At 52.9% G+C, this 20,003-nt stretch carries 23 protein-coding genes; 9 read left to right on the top strand and 14 right to left on the bottom strand.

Going from position 1 to position 20,003, the window contains the following annotated elements; translation table 11 throughout:
* Window positions 1-80: 80 nt before the first annotated feature.
* The 13 genes from GJ688_RS08065 to GJ688_RS08005 form a co-directional block, all read right to left on the bottom strand.
* A complete protein-coding gene (locus GJ688_RS08065; RefSeq protein ID WP_155476040.1) occupies window positions 81-515 on the bottom strand; it encodes a response regulator in 435 nt (144 codons plus the stop codon).
* A gap of 147 nt (window positions 516-662) precedes the next feature.
* Window positions 663-1,841 (bottom strand): amidohydrolase, encoded by a 1,179-nt coding sequence (locus GJ688_RS08060; RefSeq protein ID WP_155476039.1) that lies wholly within the window; start codon window positions 1,839-1,841, stop codon window positions 663-665.
* 9 nt (window positions 1,842-1,850) lie between these two features.
* Window positions 1,851-2,852: an asparaginase gene (locus GJ688_RS08055; RefSeq protein WP_170291788.1), complete on the bottom strand. Its 1,002-nt coding sequence runs from the start codon at window positions 2,850-2,852 to the stop codon at window positions 1,851-1,853.
* A gap of 78 nt (window positions 2,853-2,930) precedes the next feature.
* The gene (locus GJ688_RS20615) at window positions 2,931-4,088 is read right to left on the bottom strand and encodes an HD-GYP domain-containing protein (RefSeq protein ID WP_155476037.1); all 1,158 of its coding nucleotides are present in this window, start codon (window positions 4,086-4,088) and stop codon (window positions 2,931-2,933) included.
* On the bottom strand, window positions 4,069-4,824 hold the full coding sequence (locus tag GJ688_RS08045) for a gamma-glutamyl-gamma-aminobutyrate hydrolase family protein (protein ID WP_155476036.1): 756 nt from the start codon (window positions 4,822-4,824) through the stop codon (window positions 4,069-4,071). The genes GJ688_RS20615 and GJ688_RS08045 overlap by 20 nt, the downstream gene beginning before the upstream one ends.
* Window positions 4,825-4,899: 75 nt before the next feature.
* Window positions 4,900-5,250: a type II toxin-antitoxin system PemK/MazF family toxin gene (locus GJ688_RS08040; protein WP_155476035.1), complete on the bottom strand. Its 351-nt coding sequence runs from the start codon at window positions 5,248-5,250 to the stop codon at window positions 4,900-4,902.
* A 5-nt stretch (window positions 5,251-5,255) separates the two neighbouring features.
* Window positions 5,256-5,525, bottom strand: coding sequence for a CopG family ribbon-helix-helix protein (locus tag GJ688_RS08035; RefSeq protein ID WP_170291787.1), 270 nt, complete (start codon window positions 5,523-5,525; stop codon window positions 5,256-5,258).
* A 98-nt stretch (window positions 5,526-5,623) separates the two neighbouring features.
* Complete coding sequence (gene alr, locus GJ688_RS08030; protein WP_235910851.1) at window positions 5,624-6,835, bottom strand: alanine racemase; 1,212 nt, start codon at window positions 6,833-6,835, stop codon at window positions 5,624-5,626.
* Between the two features lie 18 nt (window positions 6,836-6,853).
* Entirely contained in the window at window positions 6,854-7,324 is a 471-nt protein-coding gene (locus GJ688_RS08025; protein WP_235910850.1) for a CBS domain-containing protein, read from the bottom strand.
* Window positions 7,321-8,901: an NAD(P)H-hydrate dehydratase gene (locus GJ688_RS08020; RefSeq protein WP_155476034.1), complete on the bottom strand. Its 1,581-nt coding sequence runs from the start codon at window positions 8,899-8,901 to the stop codon at window positions 7,321-7,323. Before GJ688_RS08020 ends, GJ688_RS08025 begins: the two co-directional genes overlap by 4 nt.
* The gene (gene acpS / locus GJ688_RS08015) at window positions 8,889-9,350 is read right to left on the bottom strand and encodes a holo-ACP synthase (RefSeq protein WP_155476033.1); all 462 of its coding nucleotides are present in this window, start codon (window positions 9,348-9,350) and stop codon (window positions 8,889-8,891) included. Before acpS ends, GJ688_RS08020 begins: the two co-directional genes overlap by 13 nt.
* Window positions 9,351-9,396: 46 nt before the next feature.
* The gene (locus GJ688_RS08010) at window positions 9,397-9,870 is read right to left on the bottom strand and encodes a chemotaxis protein CheW (RefSeq protein WP_155476032.1); all 474 of its coding nucleotides are present in this window, start codon (window positions 9,868-9,870) and stop codon (window positions 9,397-9,399) included.
* Between the two features lie 2 nt (window positions 9,871-9,872).
* The gene (locus GJ688_RS08005) at window positions 9,873-10,340 is read right to left on the bottom strand and encodes an ATP-binding protein (RefSeq protein WP_170291786.1); all 468 of its coding nucleotides are present in this window, start codon (window positions 10,338-10,340) and stop codon (window positions 9,873-9,875) included.
* Between the two features lie 409 nt (window positions 10,341-10,749).
* On the opposite strand from GJ688_RS08005, the gene GJ688_RS08000 reads away from it, so the two are divergent.
* From GJ688_RS08000 to GJ688_RS07960, 9 genes are all read left to right on the top strand, one after another.
* Window positions 10,750-11,040 carry a metal-sensitive transcriptional regulator gene (locus tag GJ688_RS08000; protein ID WP_155476030.1) on the top strand — a complete coding sequence of 97 codons (291 nt, stop codon included), beginning with the start codon at window positions 10,750-10,752 and terminating at the stop codon, window positions 11,038-11,040.
* Window positions 11,041-11,338: 298 nt separating this feature from the next.
* Window positions 11,339-13,858 (top strand): heavy metal translocating P-type ATPase, encoded by a 2,520-nt coding sequence (locus GJ688_RS07995; RefSeq protein WP_155476029.1) that lies wholly within the window; start codon window positions 11,339-11,341, stop codon window positions 13,856-13,858.
* A gap of 36 nt (window positions 13,859-13,894) precedes the next feature.
* Window positions 13,895-14,104: a copper chaperone CopZ gene (gene copZ, locus GJ688_RS07990; RefSeq protein WP_155476028.1), complete on the top strand. Its 210-nt coding sequence runs from the start codon at window positions 13,895-13,897 to the stop codon at window positions 14,102-14,104.
* A gap of 233 nt (window positions 14,105-14,337) precedes the next feature.
* The gene (rpsF, locus tag GJ688_RS07985; RefSeq protein WP_170291785.1) at window positions 14,338-14,628 is read left to right on the top strand and encodes a 30S ribosomal protein S6; all 291 of its coding nucleotides are present in this window, start codon (window positions 14,338-14,340) and stop codon (window positions 14,626-14,628) included.
* 44 nt (window positions 14,629-14,672) lie between these two features.
* Complete coding sequence (gene rpsR, locus GJ688_RS07980; RefSeq protein ID WP_155476027.1) at window positions 14,673-14,933, top strand: 30S ribosomal protein S18; 261 nt, start codon at window positions 14,673-14,675, stop codon at window positions 14,931-14,933.
* A gap of 203 nt (window positions 14,934-15,136) precedes the next feature.
* Window positions 15,137-15,661, top strand: coding sequence for a hypothetical protein (locus tag GJ688_RS07975; protein ID WP_155476026.1), 525 nt, complete (start codon window positions 15,137-15,139; stop codon window positions 15,659-15,661).
* Window positions 15,662-15,680: 19 nt separating this feature from the next.
* Window positions 15,681-16,100, top strand: coding sequence for a hypothetical protein (locus GJ688_RS07970; protein WP_155476025.1), 420 nt, complete (start codon window positions 15,681-15,683; stop codon window positions 16,098-16,100).
* Window positions 16,101-16,130: 30 nt separating this feature from the next.
* Window positions 16,131-17,366 (top strand): glutathionylspermidine synthase family protein, encoded by a 1,236-nt coding sequence (locus GJ688_RS07965; RefSeq protein ID WP_155476024.1) that lies wholly within the window; start codon window positions 16,131-16,133, stop codon window positions 17,364-17,366.
* 21 nt (window positions 17,367-17,387) lie between these two features.
* Window positions 17,388-17,786: a DUF350 domain-containing protein gene (locus GJ688_RS07960; RefSeq protein WP_155476023.1), complete on the top strand. Its 399-nt coding sequence runs from the start codon at window positions 17,388-17,390 to the stop codon at window positions 17,784-17,786.
* A 63-nt stretch (window positions 17,787-17,849) separates the two neighbouring features.
* Here GJ688_RS07960 and GJ688_RS07955 read toward each other — a convergent pair whose 3' ends face one another.
* Entirely contained in the window at window positions 17,850-20,000 is a 2,151-nt protein-coding gene (locus tag GJ688_RS07955) for a hypothetical protein (RefSeq protein WP_155476022.1), read from the bottom strand.
* Window positions 20,001-20,003: the final 3 nt, after the last annotated feature.

Here is a 20,003-nt window from a genome sequence, read left to right as displayed (position 1 = left end):
AAACATATAAAATAGCAAAACCCTGCAAAAAAGAAAAGGCCGCCCCGAAAGGGCAACCTTTATATTCGCTAAAAAACTTGTCAAGAATTACATACCCGTAGGTTTCCTTCCCTCTCTGGAGACTTGTTCCATCGACTCTCCTCAATGACAGTTTCCCACAATGTATCGATCCGTTTTCGTAATTCATATACGTCGAAGGGTTTGGTCAAGTAATCGATGGCACCTTGTTCTAAGGCACGTTGAATCAAGGCCTCATCGGAGTAAGCAGTCATTAAAACGACTTTGATGTCGTGATTGATTTTCAACATCCGCTCCATGGCTTGAAAGCCGTCTAACCCAGGCATGCGTACATCCATTAATACGAGAGGGGGATTTAATTCTTCCACTTTTCGCAATGCATCCAGCCCGTTGCCCACAGCGATCACTTCATAGCCAGCATCCTGAAGGATGATTCGCAAAAGTGAACGGACACCAGTCTGGTCATCCACTACCAATATCTTTCTATCTGACTTCATCCCTGTAAACCCCCTCGACTTAACTCGACAATTTCCGACATACTTTTTACCATCTCATCTTGTATTTACCAATTCTAGTTTTTTGTTAGAATTCCTGCCATGTTTCGAAAAAGTATGAGGAAATTTGGGGATTAATGGGTAGAAGTACTATTTTCCAACAAACTCCATGCCTTTGACCCAAACCCGTTCGACTCGGCTGCGTGTATCAAAGGGATGACCATCCCATAGGACCATATCGGCCTGCTTGCCCTTTTCCAGGCTCCCCAATCGATCGTCGATTCCCAGAATTTGAGCCGGATTGATAGTGATCGCCTTAAGGGCTGCTTCCTCCCCCATTCCGAAGCGGACGGCGAGACCACCGCACAGGGGAAGGTATTGGATGGGGATGACAGGGTGATCGGTCATCAAGGCGACCAGAACACCGGCCCGTTCTAAAGCGCCGGCGGTAGCCGGGCTGATTTCCTTCATTTCTACCTTGGCGCGGTTTACTAAGGAGGGCCCGACGACGGCAGGAACGGCTGCTTGGGCCACCTCGCCGGCGATGAGATGACCTTCCGTACAATGCTCCAGGACCATTTGAAGACCGAACTCTTTTCCGATGCGCAGCGCCGTCAGCAAATCGTCTGCCCGGTGCGCATGGATCCGCAAGGGAATCTCTCTATCCAGCACGGGCCGGAGTGCCTCCCAGCGCAAATCAGGTTCCGGCGCTTTCGCAGGGTCGGCTGCGGCATGAACCTGCTTGTCTCGATAGGCTTTTGCCCGCACCAGCGCTTCTCGCAAAAGCGCTGCTGAGGCCATCCGTGTAATCGGCGCTTTTTTCTGCTTGCCATAAACCCGTTTTGGGTTTTCCCCGAGGGCGCTTTTCATGGCCCCTCGATTTTGCAGAACCCGCTCTGCCAGAGGACCGCCTGTTTTCATCAACACAGCCTGTCCACCGATGACATTCGCACTCCCCGGTAAGATGCAGACTGTCGTGACGCCTCCTGACAAGGCATCCTGAAAGGCCGGATCAGAGGGGTTGACGCCGTCTAAGGCTTGCAGATGAGGCGTGATGGGATCAGAAGTTTCGTTTAGATCATCCCCCTCAACAGGGGCGATTTCCTCTACGATGCCTACATGGCAATGGGCATCGATGAAACCCGGTAACAGCAGCTTACCTGTTCCATCGATGATTTGGACATTCTCGTCTGTTAAAAAAGGGGGCAGGATCCCCTTGTCGGGTCCCACCCACGTAATGATACCTTCCTCATCAAAGGCCACAAGGCCGGGATGGTAGCTTTGCCCAGCCATCGTCAGCACCTGAGCGCCGCGAATAATCGTGGTCATTCAAAATCTCTATCCTTCCAAAGTAAAGGCCGCCCGGACCTCGCCGACGACTTGCTTTACGTTGTTTTTGATCACAAACTTGTCATGGGTCGCCAAAGCCGCCCGTTGTTCTTGCGTCAAGACACCGAGTTGGCTCAAGGCCTCCAGGACAATCGGGCCCAGCATCTTCATATTGCCGTCGTCGATCTTTGCGGCCAAGCCAATTCCCTTTTCCGGTACCGCCAGCGCATAGACGCCGTCAGCACCGATTTTAGCGACAACCGCACCTTCCGTAACCTTCATCAGGTCCGTATCGAGCCGGCCCGTCCCTGAAATCAAGAAGGGGTGTTTGACCATCGCTTGGCTCATGCGCTGGCAAGCAGTGCGGCGCGCTTCCGACCCATGGTTGGCCAGGCCCAAGCGAGCAAAGGCCAGGGCGATGTTTTCTAACGGCATACCGTAGACGGGGATACTGCAGCCGTCAATCCCAATCACCACGTCTTCTGTTTTTAGGCCGGCCATGTCGGCGACAGCCGTTACGATATCGACCTCAGCCGGATGGGAGGGATCGGTGTAGTTAGCGAGTTCAAAGCCTTTGAATTTCGCGTAAGCCAAAACGCCTGTATGTTTACCGGAACAGTTGCAATGCAACACCGTCGGTTTTTGTCCGGCCGCCCTCAGGGCATCGGCGGTTTTACGATCAAAGGGAGTATGGGTCCCGCAGGACAGTGCGGCCTCGGTCAATCCGACCTTTTCCAAGGCCTCAGCGACAACACGGCGGTGTTCGTCTTCTCCCGCATGGGAACTGGCGAAAATGGCCAGATGTTCATCGCTCAATTGGAAGTGCTCCGCACCGCCCTGTTCTACCAGGGGCAGTACCATCAGCGGTTTTGAGGACGAACGCATAAAGGTCATCGCTGGTTCCCCGACCGAAGCAACCCGGCGTCCCTCTCCATCGACAACGATGATCGCACCGCGGTGACGGTTTTCCACCATTGGGCCCCGGGTGACTTCAACAAGAACTGCAGACATGGTGACTCGCTCCTTATCGATTGATGCTTGAGTGAAAGGACCCATGGGGTGAGGGGCAGACAGGGGGATGCAGGATAGTCAGTTGAAAGACCGGATGATATACAGAGACAGGTTTCCGGGGTCAGACAAGTCGATGATCTTCTCGTGGTCTAGTGGAATTTGGTGTTCATTAAAAACAATACGGACGATCGGACGAGAGGGCAGGCGACGGTTGGCCTGGATGACCACGCCACAATCGTTATTGCTCAGTTGAATGACCGAACCAATCCGAAATAAAGTGATGCTATTTAACAGGGCTTTGACGACCCGTTCCGGGAACAAGACGCCGGAAGCTCCCATGAGGTACTCGACCGTTTCGACAGGGTTAAAACCGCGACGGTATTGCCGAGATGAAGTCATCGCCTCATAGACATCGGCGATGCTGACGATCTGGCTGAACAAATGGACACTATCGCCAGTCAACCTCTTTGGGTAGCCCGATCCGTCCATACGCTCTTGATGCTGCAGAGCGATCAGGGCGACTTCCTCAGGGATGTCTTTATCCCGGTGGAGTATCTCGTAGCCTAACCGAGGATGTTCTTCGATCTTCTGGCGGCTTTCCCGATCGAGAGGACGATCAGACCAGAGGACTTCCGGAGGAATCCGTTTCTTACCCAAGTCGTGGTAGAGTCCGCCTAGGGCGATGTTCCGAAGGCTTGCCGCAGACAGACCCATCGTGATTCCGACGAGCACCGATATAACGGCCACATTGACAGAATGGCGGAATGTATAGCCGTCTACCGATTTGATATCCAACAAGTAGAGAATCCGATTTCGCCCTCGCACCAGCTCTCGGAACATACCTGTGATGGCGTCGATATCGGCATCATGACCGCCCTTTTGAGAGTAATTGATCACCGCCTGCTTGACCATCTGTGATAAGTCTTCCCGCAATAAGTGGTAAAAGTCTCGATCCTTGGCGGCTTCTGTCGCTTCCGCCTCTCGCAGCAAAATAGGACTTTCCAATGTCTCTTCATCAGAGACATCTTTGCTCCGGTCTAAACTGAAGGAGCCCAACTTTTTTCGAGCCAATTTAGGGGTGACTTCGATATATTCAATGCCTAGATTCTTTAAGTAAGGAATATGCTGCTCATTTAAACTTGTTCCCCGAGGAAGCAGCAAGGCCCCACTTTTGGTATAGATATGCTGGTCCAAAATCAACCCCTTGTGTATCGCCTCAACATGAATCCGGTTCACGGTCACCAACCTCCACGGTTTCTCCCTTTACCCATTGTTCCCCTTTACATGCTTCGGCAAAAAGCTGGAACAATCCTCTCGCTTCCGGTTCGTAAAGATATAAATCTTCCGGATGCCATTGGACGCCGACGATAAAAGTGTTCCCCGTTCCTTCGATCGCTTCGACGATCCCGTCAGGAGCGACTGCCGTAGAGCGTAAATTGCTTCCCACCCGGTCAACAGCCTGGTGGTGAAAGCTGTTGACCCGGCCAAATCCGGAAGAAAAGACCTCTCGCATCCGGGACCCGTCGGCCACTTCTACGGCGTGGGAGGTATACCAGCGTGGCGCTTTCTGCCCGTGGCGCAGGGCCAGAGGACGCTGTTTCGGGATATCCTGAATCAGCGTCCCGCCCATGGCCACATTCAGCACCTGCATTCCCCGGCAAATTGCCAAGATAGGGATTGCTTTCTGCAGTGCATAAGCGATCAGGGAAAACTCTAACTCATCTCGCTCCGGATCAATTTCTCCTACAGCGGCATGAGGTTGTTGCCGGTAGCGAGCCGGATCGACATCTCCGCCGCCAGATAACACCAAACCCCCGATACGGTCACAGTAACTGGCTACATCATGGACTGCCTCAAGAGGAACCGGCCAGACGGCCAGCCCTGCGTCAGTCAAGGCTCTACAGTACTCATGGCGAAGAGAAATCCGTCCTCGTTCGAAAGAGGGCGTAATCAGCACGGGCAGTTTAGACATAGGTCTCCCTCCCCCGCAATTTCTTTCTTCTCCAGGACAAAGAGAAAGCCCGGGGGTGTTTCCCGGACTTTTTTCTCAGATATCGATGAGGCCAAGACTGATTTCCAGTGCCTGCGCGACTTTATTCATCATTTCTTCATCAAGAACACCGATTTTTTCTCGTAACCGTGTTTTATCGATGGTGCGGATCTGTTCAAGTAAAACAACAGAATCCCGATCCAGTCCGCTCCGGCGTGCCGGGACTTCTACGTGGGTCGGGAGTTTTGCCTTGCTAATCTGCGACGTAATGGCGGCTACAATGGTTGTCGGGGAGTACTGGTTACCGATATCATTTTGGATGATCAGTACCGGACGGGTTCCTCCCTGTTCGGAGCCAACTACCGGGTTCAGTTCGGCGTAGTAGACTTCTCCTCTGCGAATAACCATAACGACTACCTGGCCAACCTGGCCTCGAATAGTCGTTCCACATCGACTTCGGCCACAAAGCCCTCCAACGCCAATTCAAGGTTAATCCGCGCCATCTCGATGTACCCGCGACGCATTTGGTCCCGCAACACCTTCCGCTTGTGCTCGTTCATATAGAGATTGACTGCTTCTCGGATGAGTTGACTACGGTTCATATTTTCCGCCATCAATACCCGGTCCAATTCGTTCAGCAATGTTTCCGGCAAGGTAACTTGGATGCGTTTTAACTCGGGCACACGGTGCACCTCCCAGGGGATTATCCGCCTTTGTACTCCATTATATAAATTGTACCCCAATCGACGCAAGCGTAACATGGCAAACCAACCGTTCCAAATTATGGGATGTAGCATCGTGGGATGCGCGGCGATATGCCGCAGAGAATCTCGTAGGAAATCGTCCCCAGTTTTTGGGACCAATCTTCCACGGAAGCTTGCCGCCATTCGCTTCCTTCCATCCAGCGGCCGAAAAGGACGACCTCATCCCCTTCGGTCAAGGGCGACTCTCCGATATCAGCCATGATATGGTCCATACAGACCCGTCCCACTTGCGGGAATGTCCCGCCCCGTCCGTATAGTTGAATGCGGCCTGAAAGCACTCGCGGGATTCCGTCGGCATAGCCCAGGGGAACCGTGGCGATGCGGGTGGGCCGAGGACAGCGATATGTACAGCCGTAACTGACCGGCATCCCTGCCGGCACTTCTTTCACCTGCACAATGCGAGCTTTAAGGGTCATCACCGGCAGCAAGGACACCTGTTCACGGTTCACCTCGCCGGACGGGTAATAGCCATACAGGGAGATACCGGCACGAACCGCCTCTAAGTGTGATTCAGGCAGATCGATGATGCCTGCCGAGTTTGCCATGTGACGCAAGGGGATCTCCAATCCTGCCTGCCGGAGCCGTTCCACCGTCTCCAGAAACTGCTCTAACTGCCTCTGAGCGAAGCTTTTGTCCTTCTCGTCGGCCGTGGCAAAATGGCTGAAGATCCCCTCAACTTCAATCCCCGGGAGCCGGGCCACGGCGAGCATGTTTCGAATCGCTTCCTCTCCATAGAAGCCGACACGTCCCATGCCCGTCTCCACTTTCAGATGGACCCTCGCTTTTTTCCCCAGCCGCCGGGCTGCCTGAGATAAGGCCTCTGCCACAGGCAGGCTGTATACGGTTTGGCTGAGATCGTATTGAACCACCTGCTCACAGGCGGCGGGCGGCGTATACCCTAAGATGAGGATCGGTACGTCGATACCCCCTTGACGCAGGTGAATCCCTTCATCCAAGATGGCGACGACAAAACCATCGACCCCTTCCTGTACAGCTGCCCGAGCAAGCGGCAAGGCACCGTGCCCGTAGGCGTCTGCTTTGATGACCGCCAAGAACTTGGACTCTCGGCGAGTCACCTGCCTCAGGACACGCAGGTTATGGACAAAAGCCTTTAGATTTATCTCTGACCAGGCCGGCCGGCCGTCAAGGGGATAATTCTTCGAATAAAAGGGGGTCTGCGATTCAAAAAATGGTTGCAACTCCGAATAAGACGGCAACTCGACTTCCAACGTAAATTGCGCCTCCTGTCAAACCAGGTCCTGCGCCAGGGCTCGAATGATATCAGCCCGGGTGACGATCCCGACGATTTTCTCATGGGCGACGACAGGGAGACGGTTGATCTTCTGTTCTGTCATGGTATTGGCCATTTCAGACACCAGCACATTCTCTTCCACGGTGATGACGTCACCAGTCATGATCTCTTCCGCTTTCAAGGCGACCGATTTGCGGAATTCCTCTTCAAAACGCCTCGGGCTCTCGAGATAAATCATGCCGCCTAGAAAAGAGATATAGGAAGGATAGCGCAAGTCCTTGTCTTTAAAGAGCAGATCCCCTTCCGAGATGATCCCCAGTACGGCACCATGTTTGGAGATGACAGGAACACCGCTGATCCGCTTTTCGATCATCAGTTTTACGACTTCGCTGACAGGGGTCTCCGGGTACACCGTAAAAACCTCTTTCGTCATGATGTCATAAGCCCGCAAGTCTTTTGAACTCATAAAGCCACCTGCTTTCCATCGAGATTCATCGCTGCCTGATCCAATTGGGTCCATCCTTCAGGCAGAAAATCGACAATATCGCCAGCTTTCATGGCCCCTTGACCATAGCGTCGAGCCGCCAAATCGCCGGCCAGCCCATGAACGTATACACCTAAAGCAGCCGCGTGAACCGCGTCTACCCCCTGGGCTGCAAGAGCCCCGATGACCCCGGCCAGTACATCGCCGCTGCCGCCGGTAGCCATGCCCGGGTTGCCGGTAGAGTTGATGTACAGACCACCCTCCGGCGTAGCGATGACGGTGCGAGAGCCCTTTAACACCATGACACAGCCCCACTCCTTGGCATAGCGGGTAGCCACCTCAAGGCGGTCCTTTTCCACTTCCGCCGTGGAAAGGCCTGTCAAGCGAGCCATCTCGCCGGGATGAGGCGTCAATATGACCGGCCCCTGTGCCGCCGCCAGCAGTTCGATATGACCGGCCATAGCGAACAAGGCGTCTGCATCGAGCACTACCGGTCCCTTCATTGCCTCCAAGAGGGCGAGTAAAAAATCGGCCGACTCTGGCCGCCGTCCCATTCCGGGACCGATGACGGCGGCACTGAAGGGACTGCAATCCTTTTCTCGAAGCGAATCGCCGGTCAAGGCACCGTCGACGGCAGGCAGCGGCCAGGTCATCGCTTCCGGAACCTGCGGGACGACCAACGGATAGATCGACTCCGGTACAGCTGCGGTGACTAAACCGACACCGGAGCGCAACGCGCCGGAGACGGCGAGAACAGCCGCACCGGCCATCCCGGTCTGACCGCCGGCAAAGAGCAGATGGCCGAAGTGTCCTTTATGGGCCATCGCTGGCCGCCGCTTCAGCCAATTCCGGCAGAGTTCCCCCGTCAATAAAGCACGGGAAATACGAGTATTGGCGATCATCTCACCAGGTATGGAGATGTCCACGACGACCACTTCCCCGGCAGCTGACGCGCCAGGTTCGACGACCAGCCCCACTTTGGGCAAGCCCAAGGTCACCGTAACCTTGGCCTGCAGGCAGGCCGACGGGATTTTACCGGTATCGGCCTCCAGACCTGACGGGAGATCGACGGCTAACACAGGCAAGTCCGATTCGTTGATCATGGTCATGGCCTTAGCGATCAGTTCCGGCACGTCCCCGCGAAAACCAGTACCGTAAATCGCATCGACCACTACCGACGCCGACAGCAAAGCTAAGCGCAAGGCATTCAAGTCTTTCGGATCTTGAAACGAATAGACCTTTCCGCCCATGCGCTGATAAATCGTCAAGTTCGTCAAAGCGTCACCCTTAATATCCCGCTCCGAAGCGAGCAAAAAGAGGATGACCTCAGCACCGTTGTTGATCAGATGGCGAGCCGCCACAAAGCCGTCGCCGCCATTGTTCCCTTTACCGCATAAGATCAATACCCGTTTTCCGTCGATGTTCCCGGCGAGCAAGCGAGACACTTCCCGGGCGACTTGTATGCCGGCGTTCTCCATCAGGATCAGCGAAGGGATACCATATTCTTCAGTGGCCCGGGCATCGAGACGGCCCATTTCCGCCGCTGTTACCAGTCGCATTCGTTTGTCCCCTCCTCTGGCCGGCCCCAAGCGATCACGGTGGCGATGGCATGGGTCCGTTCATGAGACAAACTGACAGCCCAGCGTTTCCATCCCGACTTGGCCGCATATTCTGCAGTGAGGCCAGTAAAATGCACTTGCGGTTTTCCCGTCGTATCCTTCAGAATTTCCATCTCCGTCAACGGGGGAACGAAATCACCCGGCATGGCTTTGATAACGGCCTCCTTGGCGGCGAAACGGGCGGCAAAGGAAGGCCAGGGATTGGTTTTTTGCCGGCACTCCACGATCTCGGCCGTGGAAAAAACCCGCTCTACAAAGCGTGGGTGCCGTTCCGCCGCCTCCCGAATGCGGGCAATTTCCACAATGTCACAGCCGATAGCCATCGGTTCCACAGAGTCGTCGCTCCGTTTCGTATGTATTTCATCTTGAGAATAGTATAACCTAAGCATAAAAGCCAAAACCCTGCTTATACTACAGGGTTTTGGTTTGCTTGCTTTAAAGGGCTCCGGCCAATTGGGCCTGTTCCCGTTCTGTCAAAATTTTGTCCAAATCCAAGAGGATCAGCAAACGCTCGCCCACCTTGCCGACACCTTTCAGGTAATCGACGGCAATACTGGAAATCATCGGCGGCGGCGGCTCAATAGAAACGGTAGCTAATCGCAGCACCTCAGTGACGGCATCGACGATGATACCTACCGTATGTTTGCCTACATTGACAACGATGATCCGCGTATTTGCCGTGTATTCTTCCAGGGCGAGGCCAAAGCGCTTTTTCAAGTCGATGATGGGAATGATATTCCCCCGCAGGTTGATAATCCCCTCGACAAAGCTTGGCGCTTGGGGAATTTTCGTCGGTGTAATCAACCGGTTGATCTCTTGTACCTGTGTAATGGGAACACCATACTCTTCCGTTCCTAATTTAAAAACGACGAGTTGTATTTCTCCTGAATCTACTCTCAGTTCGCTCATGTTCACTGTTCCTCCTTTCGTAATGGGAAAGCCCCGTCCCCCCGCAGACAGTTCGCTTCCATGGAAGAACTCGCTGCCTGAGGGATAAATTTAACCAGACGGATAGAATTTCCTTTTTGATTAAAAGTGACTTCATCCATCGCCGCTCGGATGAGCAGCAAGCCTCGTCCCGTCTCACTCAGCAGGTCGTAGTCTTTTCGAACGTCAGGATTAAAGCCAGGGCCTTCGTCGGTCGCTTCCATCAGAAAGCGTCCTCCGACCACCCCATAACAAACAGTCACCCATTTGTCCGGATGTTCCTTGTTCCCATGGACGACAGAGTTTACAAGCGCTTCGATCAATGCGAGTTTGATAAAGTCCAAATCCATCGGTTCCCAGGGGAGGGTTCGCACCTCATCAAGGATTTGCTCCACTGCTTTTTCAATATTTCCGAGACAACTGGCAAAACGAAAAACTTTTGTCGCTGTCATGAGGAAAAACCTGCCTTTATGCATGGGGACACAATAGACTGACTTGCGCCTGTCGATTTCTTGTAAAACGCAAATGTTGTGTCCAAGATGCCAGATGTTTTATGGGCCAAGGGGATTTGTCGGTTACATATATTCGTGCTTACGAGGAAAATATCCTTTTCCCCATGGTCATCTTCTTTTCGATCTCTTTCGTGCCCCATTCGCTGCCCCCCTGCGTCGCTGATTCATCGTTCAATGCTTTTTTAGTAATTGTTGTATTTCGCTGCTTATGGGCGGATTCCTTTTTGGAAACAGGAATTCCTTGTGGATCCTTTGGGCAAAAGTATCTGTTGACATCTTATGTATTTTGGAGTAAATTCGCACTAGATACCCTACGGGGGGTATGGTAAATAGCAAGGAGGATTGAGCGATGGAAAAGAACGCTCACTCCATGGTGTCTCAACGGAACAAGCAGGATTTGCTCAACCGCATGCGCCGCCTGGAAGGTCAAGTTCGGGGAATCACTAAAATGATTGAAGACGACCGATACTGTGTCGATATCCTTCTACAGATCAGCGCCTCTCGGGCAGGACTGCAAAAAGTGGGCCTTTCCATTCTCGACAGTCATACCCGGGGATGTGTGACGTCCGCCATCAAGGAAAACCGAGGCGATGAGATGGTCGATGAACTGATCGATGTATTGGATCGGTTTATGAAGTAACAGACTAATCTTTCACTTGGTGGAACATTGTGCTGAATCGGGGTGTAATGATTCCGCTCGCTAAGGGCTCCGCGGCTGTTTGCTCGGTTGCTCCGCGGGCGCGCCAAACCTCTGGGTTTTTCTGCATGTGAACCGTAGCGCGCTTTTTCCGCTTCGCAACTTTCGCTCACGACGCCGCTCCGCCCAAATCGCTCGCTCCGTCATTACACCCCAGATTTCACCTTATATTTTTTGACGTAAGATTTCATTTTTTAAGAATGGCTCCCCTCCATTCGATAGTTGAAGGGAGGACTCAAAAATGTCAAATGGGACAGATTCATCGAAATCTTGCAGTAAATCTGCTTGTGCGGTTGCACCAGAACAGACAACGGAAACCGTACAAAAAGATCCAAAGAGACCGATCGGGTCGTCTGTTCGAGTGACCCTTCCCGTGACCGGCATGAGTTGTGCCGCCTGTTCGAGCCGGATTGAGCGAAGTTTACGCAAGATTCCAGGCGTGCTGGAATGCAATGTGAACTTGGCCCTGGAAAAAGCGACTGTCGAGTTCAATCCCCGTCAGACCGGTATTGATGCCTTTGTGCAAAAAATCAACGACCTCGGCTTTGGGGTGCCGACAGAGCGATTAGAGCTCTCCGTCGGCGGCATGTCTTGTGCTGCCTGCGCGGCACGGATCGAAAAAAAGCTGAACCGCTTGCCCGGCATCATTACTGCCTCGGTCAATTTAGCTACGGAAAAAGCAGTCATCCAGTACTACCCCGGTGAGCTGGGAAACGCTGAGATCATCAATGCCATCCTCACTTTAGGCTTTCAAGCTCGACTGGTCGAAAACGCTGAAGGGACCGACCGGGAACAGGCCGAGCGAGAGCAACGCCTTCGCCGCCAATGGCTTCTCTTTGGTCTCTCGGCCCTCTTGTCGTTTCCGATGCTGCTGATCATGATCGCTGAGATGAGCGGCTTTGTCCTTCCCTACTGGCTGACGTCCCAGTACACGCAATTCCTCCTGGCGACACCGGTTCAGTTCGGCGTCGGTTGGCAGTTCTACCGGGGCGCCTACAAGGCTTTGAAAAACAGCAGCGCCAACATGGACGTGTTGGTCGCCTTAGGTACGTCCGCCGCCTACATCTATAGCGTCTACTTTACCTTTTTCTCTCCCCATGTCCACCATGTCTATTATGAAACAGGCTCTATCCTGATTACCCTGATCCTGCTCGGTAAGACTTTAGAGGCTGTGGCCAAGGGACGGACATCGGAAGCCATCAAAAAACTGATGGGGTTACAAGCGAAGACAGCCCGCGTCGTCCGTGACGGCAGGGAGATGGATATTCCCCTCGAGTTGGTCATGGCGGGCGATAGGGTTATCGTTCGGCCTGGCGAAAAAATACCTGTCGACGGCGTCGTGGAAGAAGGCTTGTCCGCCGTAGATGAATCCATGTTGACTGGGGAAAGCTTACCTGTCGATAAAAAACCCGGTGACGCCGTCATCGGAGCGACGATCAATAAGCACGGAAGCTTCAAGTTCCGAGCCACCAAAGTGGGCAAGGATACAGCTCTCGCCCAAATCATCCGCGTCGTCGAAGAGGCCCAAGGTTCTAAAGCCCCGATTCAGCGCATGGCTGACAAGATATCCGGCTACTTCGTGCCGGCTGTCGTGACGTTAGCCGTCGTCACCTTCCTCCTTTGGTACTTCCTGCTCGAACCGGGGAACTTTACCCGGGCACTGCTCAACTTTACCGCCGTTCTGGTCATCGCCTGTCCTTGTGCCTTGGGGCTAGCCACGCCGACATCGATCATGGTGGGCACCGGGAAAGGCGCGGAAAATGGCATTCTCTTCAAGGGCGGGGAGCACCTGGAGAAGGCTCACAAGATCAGCGCTGTCATTCTCGACAAAACAGGCACGATTACGAAAGGGAAACCGGAACTGACTGATTTCATCGTACTCGGTGACTTTATCGGTCAAGAGGCAACGCTGCTGCAGTGGGCCGGCCAAGCGGAAAAATCTTCTGAACACCCATTGGCCGAAGCGATCGTAAAAAACGCTCAGCAAGCAACCCCCTCCTTGGCCGATGCCGAATCTTTTCAGGCGATTCCCGGCCGGGGCGTCAAAGCTACTGTCGATGGTCATTCCATTCTTTTGGGAACACGTAAACTGCTGACAGAAAACAACGTCCCCTTTGCCGTTTTTGAAGCGATCGCCGAAACGTTGGAATCAGAAGGGAAAACGGCTATGTTTATGGCTGTGGACCATTCCGCCGCAGCAGTGATCGCCGTAGCCGATACCATCAAGGAGACTTCGGCGGAAGCTGTCTCGGCTCTAAAATCGATGGGGATTCAAGTCTGGATGATCACCGGCGATAACCGTCGCACCGCCGAAGCCATCGCCCAGCAGGCGGGTATAGACCACGTCATCGCTGAAGTTCTCCCGGAAGATAAGGCTCTGAATGTGAAAAAACGCAAAGAAGAGGGCCATGTGGTGGCCATGGTCGGTGACGGCATCAACGACGCGCCTGCACTCGCAACGGCTGACGTGGGCATGGCCATCGGCACCGGTACGGACGTAGCTATGGAAGCGGCCGATGTAACCCTCATGTCAGGCGATCTGAGAGCTATCGTGGCGGCCATCCGCCTCAGCCGGGCCACGATGAGCAACATCCGGCAGAACCTGTTTTGGGCGATGATTTACAACAGTTTGGGGATTCCCGTGGCAGCAGCAGGTTTATTAAATCCGGTTATCGCCGGCGGGGCCATGGCCTTCAGTTCTGTCTCGGTCGTGGCGAATGCGTTGCGGTTGCGGGGGGTCCGGCCCTACGACAGGGCTTAAGATAAACATTTCATAAAAGTATAGGAGGAGTTTTCCATGACCGACATTACCCTGAAAGTAGAAGGAATGTCTTGCGGACACTGTAAAGCGGCTGTTGAAAAGGCTTTAAACAATCTGACCGGGGTGAGTAAAGCAGAAGTCAACTTGGCAGCTAAAGAAGTAGCCATTTCTTTTGACGGAACGCAAACCAGCGTAGACGTCATCAAAGAGGCTATCGAAGACGCCGGATACGACGTCATCTCCTAGTTTTCATTCCCTCGTCACTCCCTCTCTTGTAGTTCCAACACCACCTATTTTCCATAGAGAGCACGATTAATAGAAAAGACTTACCTTTTGTAGTTGCGTAAAAACGGTTTTCTACTAATTTCCCTTGCACTCTCCTTCGTTCTATGGTATATTTCATAAATGTGGCTAACATAAACGCCACTCCCTGCCCCACACCTTGAGGTGGGGCCATACGTCCGAAGGGAGGTGCCATTGTGCGCGAATACGAAGCGATGATTTTAATCCGCCCCAACATGGAAGAAGAAGCTTTCCAGGGGGTCGTCGACAAGTTCGTCAACCTCATTACCCAACAAGGTGGCGAAATCGTCAAAGCTGACAAGTGGGGAAAGCGCCGGCTCCAGTACGAGATCAAGAAGTTGAAAGAGGCCTTTTATGTCCTCATCACCTTCAAAGGCGAGCCTGCTGTCGCCCACGAGCTGGATCGGGTCATGCGGATTTCCGATGACATCGTCCGGTTCCTCGTCATCCGTAAAGACGAGAAGTAAAGGGTACGATTCGTCAATCTTTAAGGGTAAAGGAGGTTTAACGCATGCAAGATCGTGGTGATAAGCCGGAACGCAAAGGCCGGAAAGGTCGTCGTCCCCGCCGCCGCATTTGCTTCTTCTGCGTCGACAAGATTGAAAAAGTCGAGTACAAAGAAGTCGGCAAACTGCGCAAGTACATCACGGAACGGGGTAAAATTCTTCCCCGCCGTGTATCAGGCTGCTGCGCTAAGCACCAGCGTCAACTGACCTTGGCCATCAAGCGGGCCCGTCACGTTGCCCTGCTGCCATTTACCGTTGCAGAATAATCAAAGTACGTCAAACCGGAGGAACCCTGTTACAGGTGGCCTCCGGTTTTTCATTTTTCTTGTAGGTTTTTTTAATCCTTCGTCGAACAAGTCCTCTATTACGCAATATCCCCGTCTCGATAAAAATGCCATTGAATATGATTATCGAGGAAGGATCTGTTAGACCGACTGGGTCGTCTTGAACCCAGAAAGGAGTGATCTCGGTGCCTGAAGTGGCCAATTCAGAGACGGAAAAGGAAATACCAAAGCGGATACCTTATCAAAAGACGCTTGCCGTGCTCTCCATTCTGGGGTTAACTTTGACAGCCCTTGGTTGTGACTCCGATCCCCCTCCCCCTGCGGATGATCAAACCGCCTATTCCGATGACGGGGTCGTCATGGAAGAGGAAGAAGATGATGATGACCTCTTTATCTATCACGGCGGCAGCTATTACCCATACCGTTCCTTCACGGGATCTTGGGATGGGGCTACCATGGTTTCTCGCAAAAACGGAACTTACGTGCCTTATACGGGAGCAAAACACCCGCCATCCTGGAATAGCAATCCCGGTTATGTGAAACCGACAACCTCTCAAGGGACTGGCAATGTAGTGCGGAAATCGAGCGGAAGTTCCAGCAGCTCATCGGGCAGCATCTTTGGCTCCGGCGGTTCGAAGTCCAGCTTCGGATCTTCTTCGTCTGGTGCTCGAGGCAGTTCCGGATCAGGAAGTTCGTCCTCAGGCGGTTAATTGAAAGAGGAGGTCGCCCATGTTACTTTTTATCGACTCCGCCCAAGCTATCGCTTCCCTGCAAGAGAACCGTTCCGTTCCTTTGTCCGCCGATGCCGTGGAAGGAGTACTCGGCTATCTGGAAGTACAACAACAGCCCTATCTGATTACTTATTATCCTGAGCAAAACAGCCGGGAAGAGCACTGGCTGGTTCAACTACCCGAAACAACAGGTCAATACAAGATGAAGGAACCGACAGCTCCCACGGTGGAAGCAGCGCTGACGCAGTGGCTGTTGCAGCGCTGGACAGTCACCGATGAAGAAACGGCCGTCCTCCTCGCGGAAGGGCTTTGCGCCATGGGTCTAGCTTACCTCTGCTTGTTCCATCCTGAATCGGCAGGCAATCGGCCCCATTTTGAGTTCCGCAAGCCTGAGTATCAGGGGCCTTTGCTCTTCTAGCATCATTTCATCACTGGAAGGAGTCCATCGATGCAGCTTTTCCCGATTCTGCCTGATGATCGAGAAGCTTACTTGGACCGTTGGGAAGAGGACGTGGCCCGCTATGAAGAAGCTTTCGGCTTTACCTGGAGCTTTGATGGGCGAGGGCAGCATTTTTACAATTTGCACGCCCTGGTGATGTCTTCCGAGGAGCATCGCCGCTTTCTCAGTGCCCACCAACAGGTAGTCGATCTGCTGCACACGGTTCAAGAGGTGATCGAAGGTCATCCCGATCTGCTGGATTTTCTGGGTATCCCCGAATCGCTGCAGGCTCACTGTTTACGGCAACGCCTGCCTTGGCTGACAGCCTTGGGCCGCTTTGACTGGTACTGGACTGTTCAAGGGCCGAAACTGCTGGAGTTTAACAGCGAGACCCCTTTCGGGCTGGTTGAATCTTGCCTCATGCAGCCTCAGGTAGCCCGAACTTATCATCGTTCCCTTTCCGATCCAAATGAATCTCTCGATGAGACCCTCCGCCGGAGTTTACGCGATTCTTTCGTCCGGCAGGGCGGACAGGCCGATTCGGTGACGGCCATTGTGGGTTTCCCATCGGATCCCGAAGAACTATCGACCTTGCGGTTCATGGAGAATTTAGCCGCCTATGGGCCTGGAAAAGTTCTCATCGGAGACGTTCGAGACCTCTCTATCAATTCAACGGGACGCCTCTGTGTAGGCAATTCCCCCGTCGATTTTCTGCAATCCTTTTATTCCGTAGAATGGTACGCTCGAGATCAAGGAGGTCCTCAATTCATCGATTGTATGGAAAAGGGGCAGCTGCGTTTGATCAACCCTCCTTCCACCCTTCTCTTACATTCGAAAGCTCTCTTTGCCCTCTTATGGCTCGTAAAACCGAAACTATCGCACCAACGGCAGGAAGCGATAGAACAATATATTCCCTACACATCTCTCGACCCGGAACTGATGCTGGGCCGTCCCGTCATGATCAAACCGCTGCACAACCGGGAAGGTCTGGGGATTATCGACTGTGACGCATTGACCATGACCGATCTGCCGCAAGGTGACGTAGTTTATCAAGAACGTGTCGATGCCGAACCCCTCCTCTTTCCAGCCATGCGAAACGGTCGCATCCGCAAACGTTCCCTGCTCCCGACGATCGGCACATTTTGCCTGTTTGACGAATTAGCTGGCTTTTACACCCGCCTTAGCCCGAAAATTGTCACGGCCCAAGAGGTCTGTTGGGCGCCAACACTCGTTCAACCGGATTAACGTCAGGGAGGGATATTTCCTTTGGCGATAGAAAATTTTCTGAATGCTCTGCTCTATTTCGCCGTCTCGGCGGCACTGATGCTCGCTATGGTACGTTTCTTTTTCTGGGTTACCCCATACAACGACGCAGAAGAGATTCATAAAGGGAACGCAGCCGTAGGCATCACCCTTTTTTCTCAGATGGTTGGGCTCGGGATCATCCTCTGGTCTGCAATTTCTCACAATGATACCTTAGCGGAAACTATCGTTTGGGGCATCTTCGGGTCGCTATTAATGATGGGCAGTTACCTCATCTTCGAATGGCTGACGCCAAAACTTCCCGTCCGAGAGGAACTTCGCAAGGGAAATATGGCCGTCGCCTGGATCGTGGCGGGCATCTTCATAACCCTCGGTTTAGTGGTGGCAGCCTGTATCAGTTAATCCTTTGACGATGCAAAAAAAAACAGAGTCTTTCTCCTTTTGAAGAGAAGAGACTCTGTTTTTTTATGACAGGCAAACTTCTTTTCGAGTCGCGAGGCGAGGCTCTTTTATCGGGTATTGACCGCTCGACGGGAGCATTTGTAAGACTTCTCCAAGAAAGCGCCAACTTGCCTCCGGCAGATATTCGTCACAGTCGACTTCCAGTTCATGATGCAGGCTGACCATGCGCTCTTTCAGCAGAGGTAAGTGAGACGGATCGACCTCCAAGCAACCCAAGAGACAATACCGCTGTCCTTCCATCGGGAGAAGCCGGGCTACCATTCCCTTTCCTGCTTGAGGCGGTTCGAAATAGCTCCGTAATTCGATCTCCTGTCCACGGTCTCGGAGGAGGTCGACGATCCAGCAAGTGCCTTCCGATCGCCATTCGACAATCTGGTAAAGTCCAAACGGCTGTTCAAACCATTTTTTAAGGACTCGGGCCAAGGGCGGATGGAGTAAATCCAACTCATGACGCAATCCCGGCGGTTGTTGTTCTGGAGGCAAAGCGACCGTCAAAAACTCCAACAGCAGTCCCCGGGCGGAATGATGGGGGTGAAGAAGTTGTTCCGGTGACGTGCCTAAGTGATGACCGAGTAAAAATACGGCATTCGCCAATTCTGCAGGCTCCCCATCATTGAGCCATTCGCTCCAGGCCCGAAGTACAAGCGACCAGTAGACTTCCGGTTGTGCCAGAGATTCTTCAGACCGGGGCCACCACTCTTTCGACAACTCTAAAAGCTCCATCGATAAAAAGGATAAGGTTTTCCGAAATAAACGGCTCCACTCGTCAAAAGAGGATGCCTGGATTGTTCGCATCCGTTCCGTAAAGGCAGTCTTCAGCCAGAGGGGTAACCGCCCTCGGCGTACAGGCACAGTGGCTCGAGAAAATAGCCGTCGTTCCCATATGTTCAGATTGCTGTCATCATCGCAGACCATCACCAGTTCATGGCCAATTAGATAAAAGGTACACCGCTTGTCTTGGCCTTCATCAATCCTACTTTTCCAAAGGAGTGTCCGTTCTTCCCAGTAATCATTGATTCGTACCATCGGGCAAAAGAGTTCCTGATCACTGTCGAGACGGTTCGTTACCATCTGTACGTTTTTGCCTAGTTCATAGACCCGGAAAAAGAAAGGTTCTTTCACTTTATTTACTTTTTCGACCATCGTTAAGTACTGAGGCTCTGCCCAATCGACGTGGGAAAGCCACCACTGCCTTCCAAGCCGGGAAACAGTGATATAGAGTGTCGTCTGCTGCCAAGGCGGCCCGAGTATATCCAAAAGCACCGGTTTTTCGACAACTGAGCTTTTTAACCATTCCACCTCGTATCGTCGCCGTTCATCGGAATCTAAGGAGCCGGCATCCAACATACGGGGTTGAATTTTTACTTTTTCCGATTTCCAAGGGACGACGAGCGCTGTATTGATGACGTCGTCGACCATGTGATTGACTACCTGCTGCATCGTATCTTCATCGCCTGGAATCAATGTCGGCTTTTGATCCATGCGACCTCGCATACGGGCATATAAACGCCAGGGGGCGATCCTTTCCTTAATGGGTAGATCTTCTTCCTTTATGTATCGTTCTTGGGTCACCCACCAAGGTTCTTCCACCTTTGTTAAGCCGTCGACCCAAAGGGCTTGCTCCAATTCGAAGTCGATATTTTGACGGGCCTGAAGATACGTATAAATGATATCTTCTGCGGCCAGCTTCGAAGGACGCAGTTTATGTAGAAGCCGCCGGCTCTTCTCCACTGACAGCGACGCCAACGAACCGACTCCGTCGATCAGCCGACCCAAATCAGGCCAGAATTGTTCCACGATATCGGCAGTACTGGACTCTTTTCCCTCCACCGTTTTCCAGTATCGCAGCATCGACTGGACGGCACAGCCGATGTCCTCGCAGTTGACAGGTACCTCATTCCCCTGTCCGCATCCGCACTGCCACTCCTGCCGGGACATATCCTGCCAGAGCAAAAAGGCCGTATCCATGGGATTAAAACTCAGTTGCCCGAGGCAGACCTGTAACATCTTGCCTTTTCCCTGCCAAGCAGCGCGGAAGTTAAAGGTGGAGTGGAACCAGCGGTTCTCCGGCTGAGCAAAAGCGCCGACAAATCTCTCGCTCGACAGTTCTCCCCGGTGATTCGTTCGCCTCTGGATCGGAATAACCTTTGACACCCT

Origin of the sequence: Heliobacterium mobile, from assembly GCF_009720735.1 — a bacterium.
GTDB lineage: Bacteria > Bacillota > Desulfitobacteriia > Heliobacteriales > Heliobacteriaceae > Heliobacterium > Heliobacterium mobile.
Note: the sequence above shows the minus strand (reverse complement) of the source record. Positions and strands in the feature narration are given on the sequence as shown.

Coding starts and splice junctions, on each gene's coding strand:
- GJ688_RS08065 (WP_155476040.1), bottom strand. CDS start 515: ATGAAGTCAGATAGAAAGATATTGGTAGTGGATGACCAGACTGGTGTC.
- GJ688_RS08060 (WP_155476039.1), bottom strand. CDS start 1,841: ATGACCACGATTATTCGCGGCGCTCAGGTGCTGACGATGGCTGGGCAA.
- GJ688_RS08055 (WP_170291788.1), bottom strand. CDS start 2,852: ATGTCTGCAGTTCTTGTTGAAGTCACCCGGGGCCCAATGGTGGAAAAC.
- GJ688_RS08045 (WP_155476036.1), bottom strand. CDS start 4,824: ATGTCTAAACTGCCCGTGCTGATTACGCCCTCTTTCGAACGAGGACGG.
- GJ688_RS08040 (WP_155476035.1), bottom strand. CDS start 5,250: ATGGTTATTCGCAGAGGAGAAGTCTACTACGCCGAACTGAACCCGGTA.
- GJ688_RS08025 (WP_235910850.1), bottom strand. CDS start 7,324: ATGAGTTCAAAAGACTTGCGGGCTTATGACATCATGACGAAAGAGGTT.
- GJ688_RS08020 (WP_155476034.1), bottom strand. CDS start 8,901: ATGCGACTGGTAACAGCGGCGGAAATGGGCCGTCTCGATGCCCGGGCC.
- acpS (WP_155476033.1), bottom strand. CDS start 9,350: ATGCTTAGGTTATACTATTCTCAAGATGAAATACATACGAAACGGAGC.
- GJ688_RS08010 (WP_155476032.1), bottom strand. CDS start 9,870: ATGAGCGAACTGAGAGTAGATTCAGGAGAAATACAACTCGTCGTTTTT.
- GJ688_RS08005 (WP_170291786.1), bottom strand. CDS start 10,340: ATGACAGCGACAAAAGTTTTTCGTTTTGCCAGTTGTCTCGGAAATATT.
- GJ688_RS08000 (WP_155476030.1), top strand. CDS start 10,750: ATGGAAAAGAACGCTCACTCCATGGTGTCTCAACGGAACAAGCAGGAT.
- GJ688_RS07995 (WP_155476029.1), top strand. CDS start 11,339: ATGTCAAATGGGACAGATTCATCGAAATCTTGCAGTAAATCTGCTTGT.
- copZ (WP_155476028.1), top strand. CDS start 13,895: ATGACCGACATTACCCTGAAAGTAGAAGGAATGTCTTGCGGACACTGT.
- rpsR (WP_155476027.1), top strand. CDS start 14,673: ATGCAAGATCGTGGTGATAAGCCGGAACGCAAAGGCCGGAAAGGTCGT.
- GJ688_RS07970 (WP_155476025.1), top strand. CDS start 15,681: ATGTTACTTTTTATCGACTCCGCCCAAGCTATCGCTTCCCTGCAAGAG.
- GJ688_RS07965 (WP_155476024.1), top strand. CDS start 16,131: ATGCAGCTTTTCCCGATTCTGCCTGATGATCGAGAAGCTTACTTGGAC.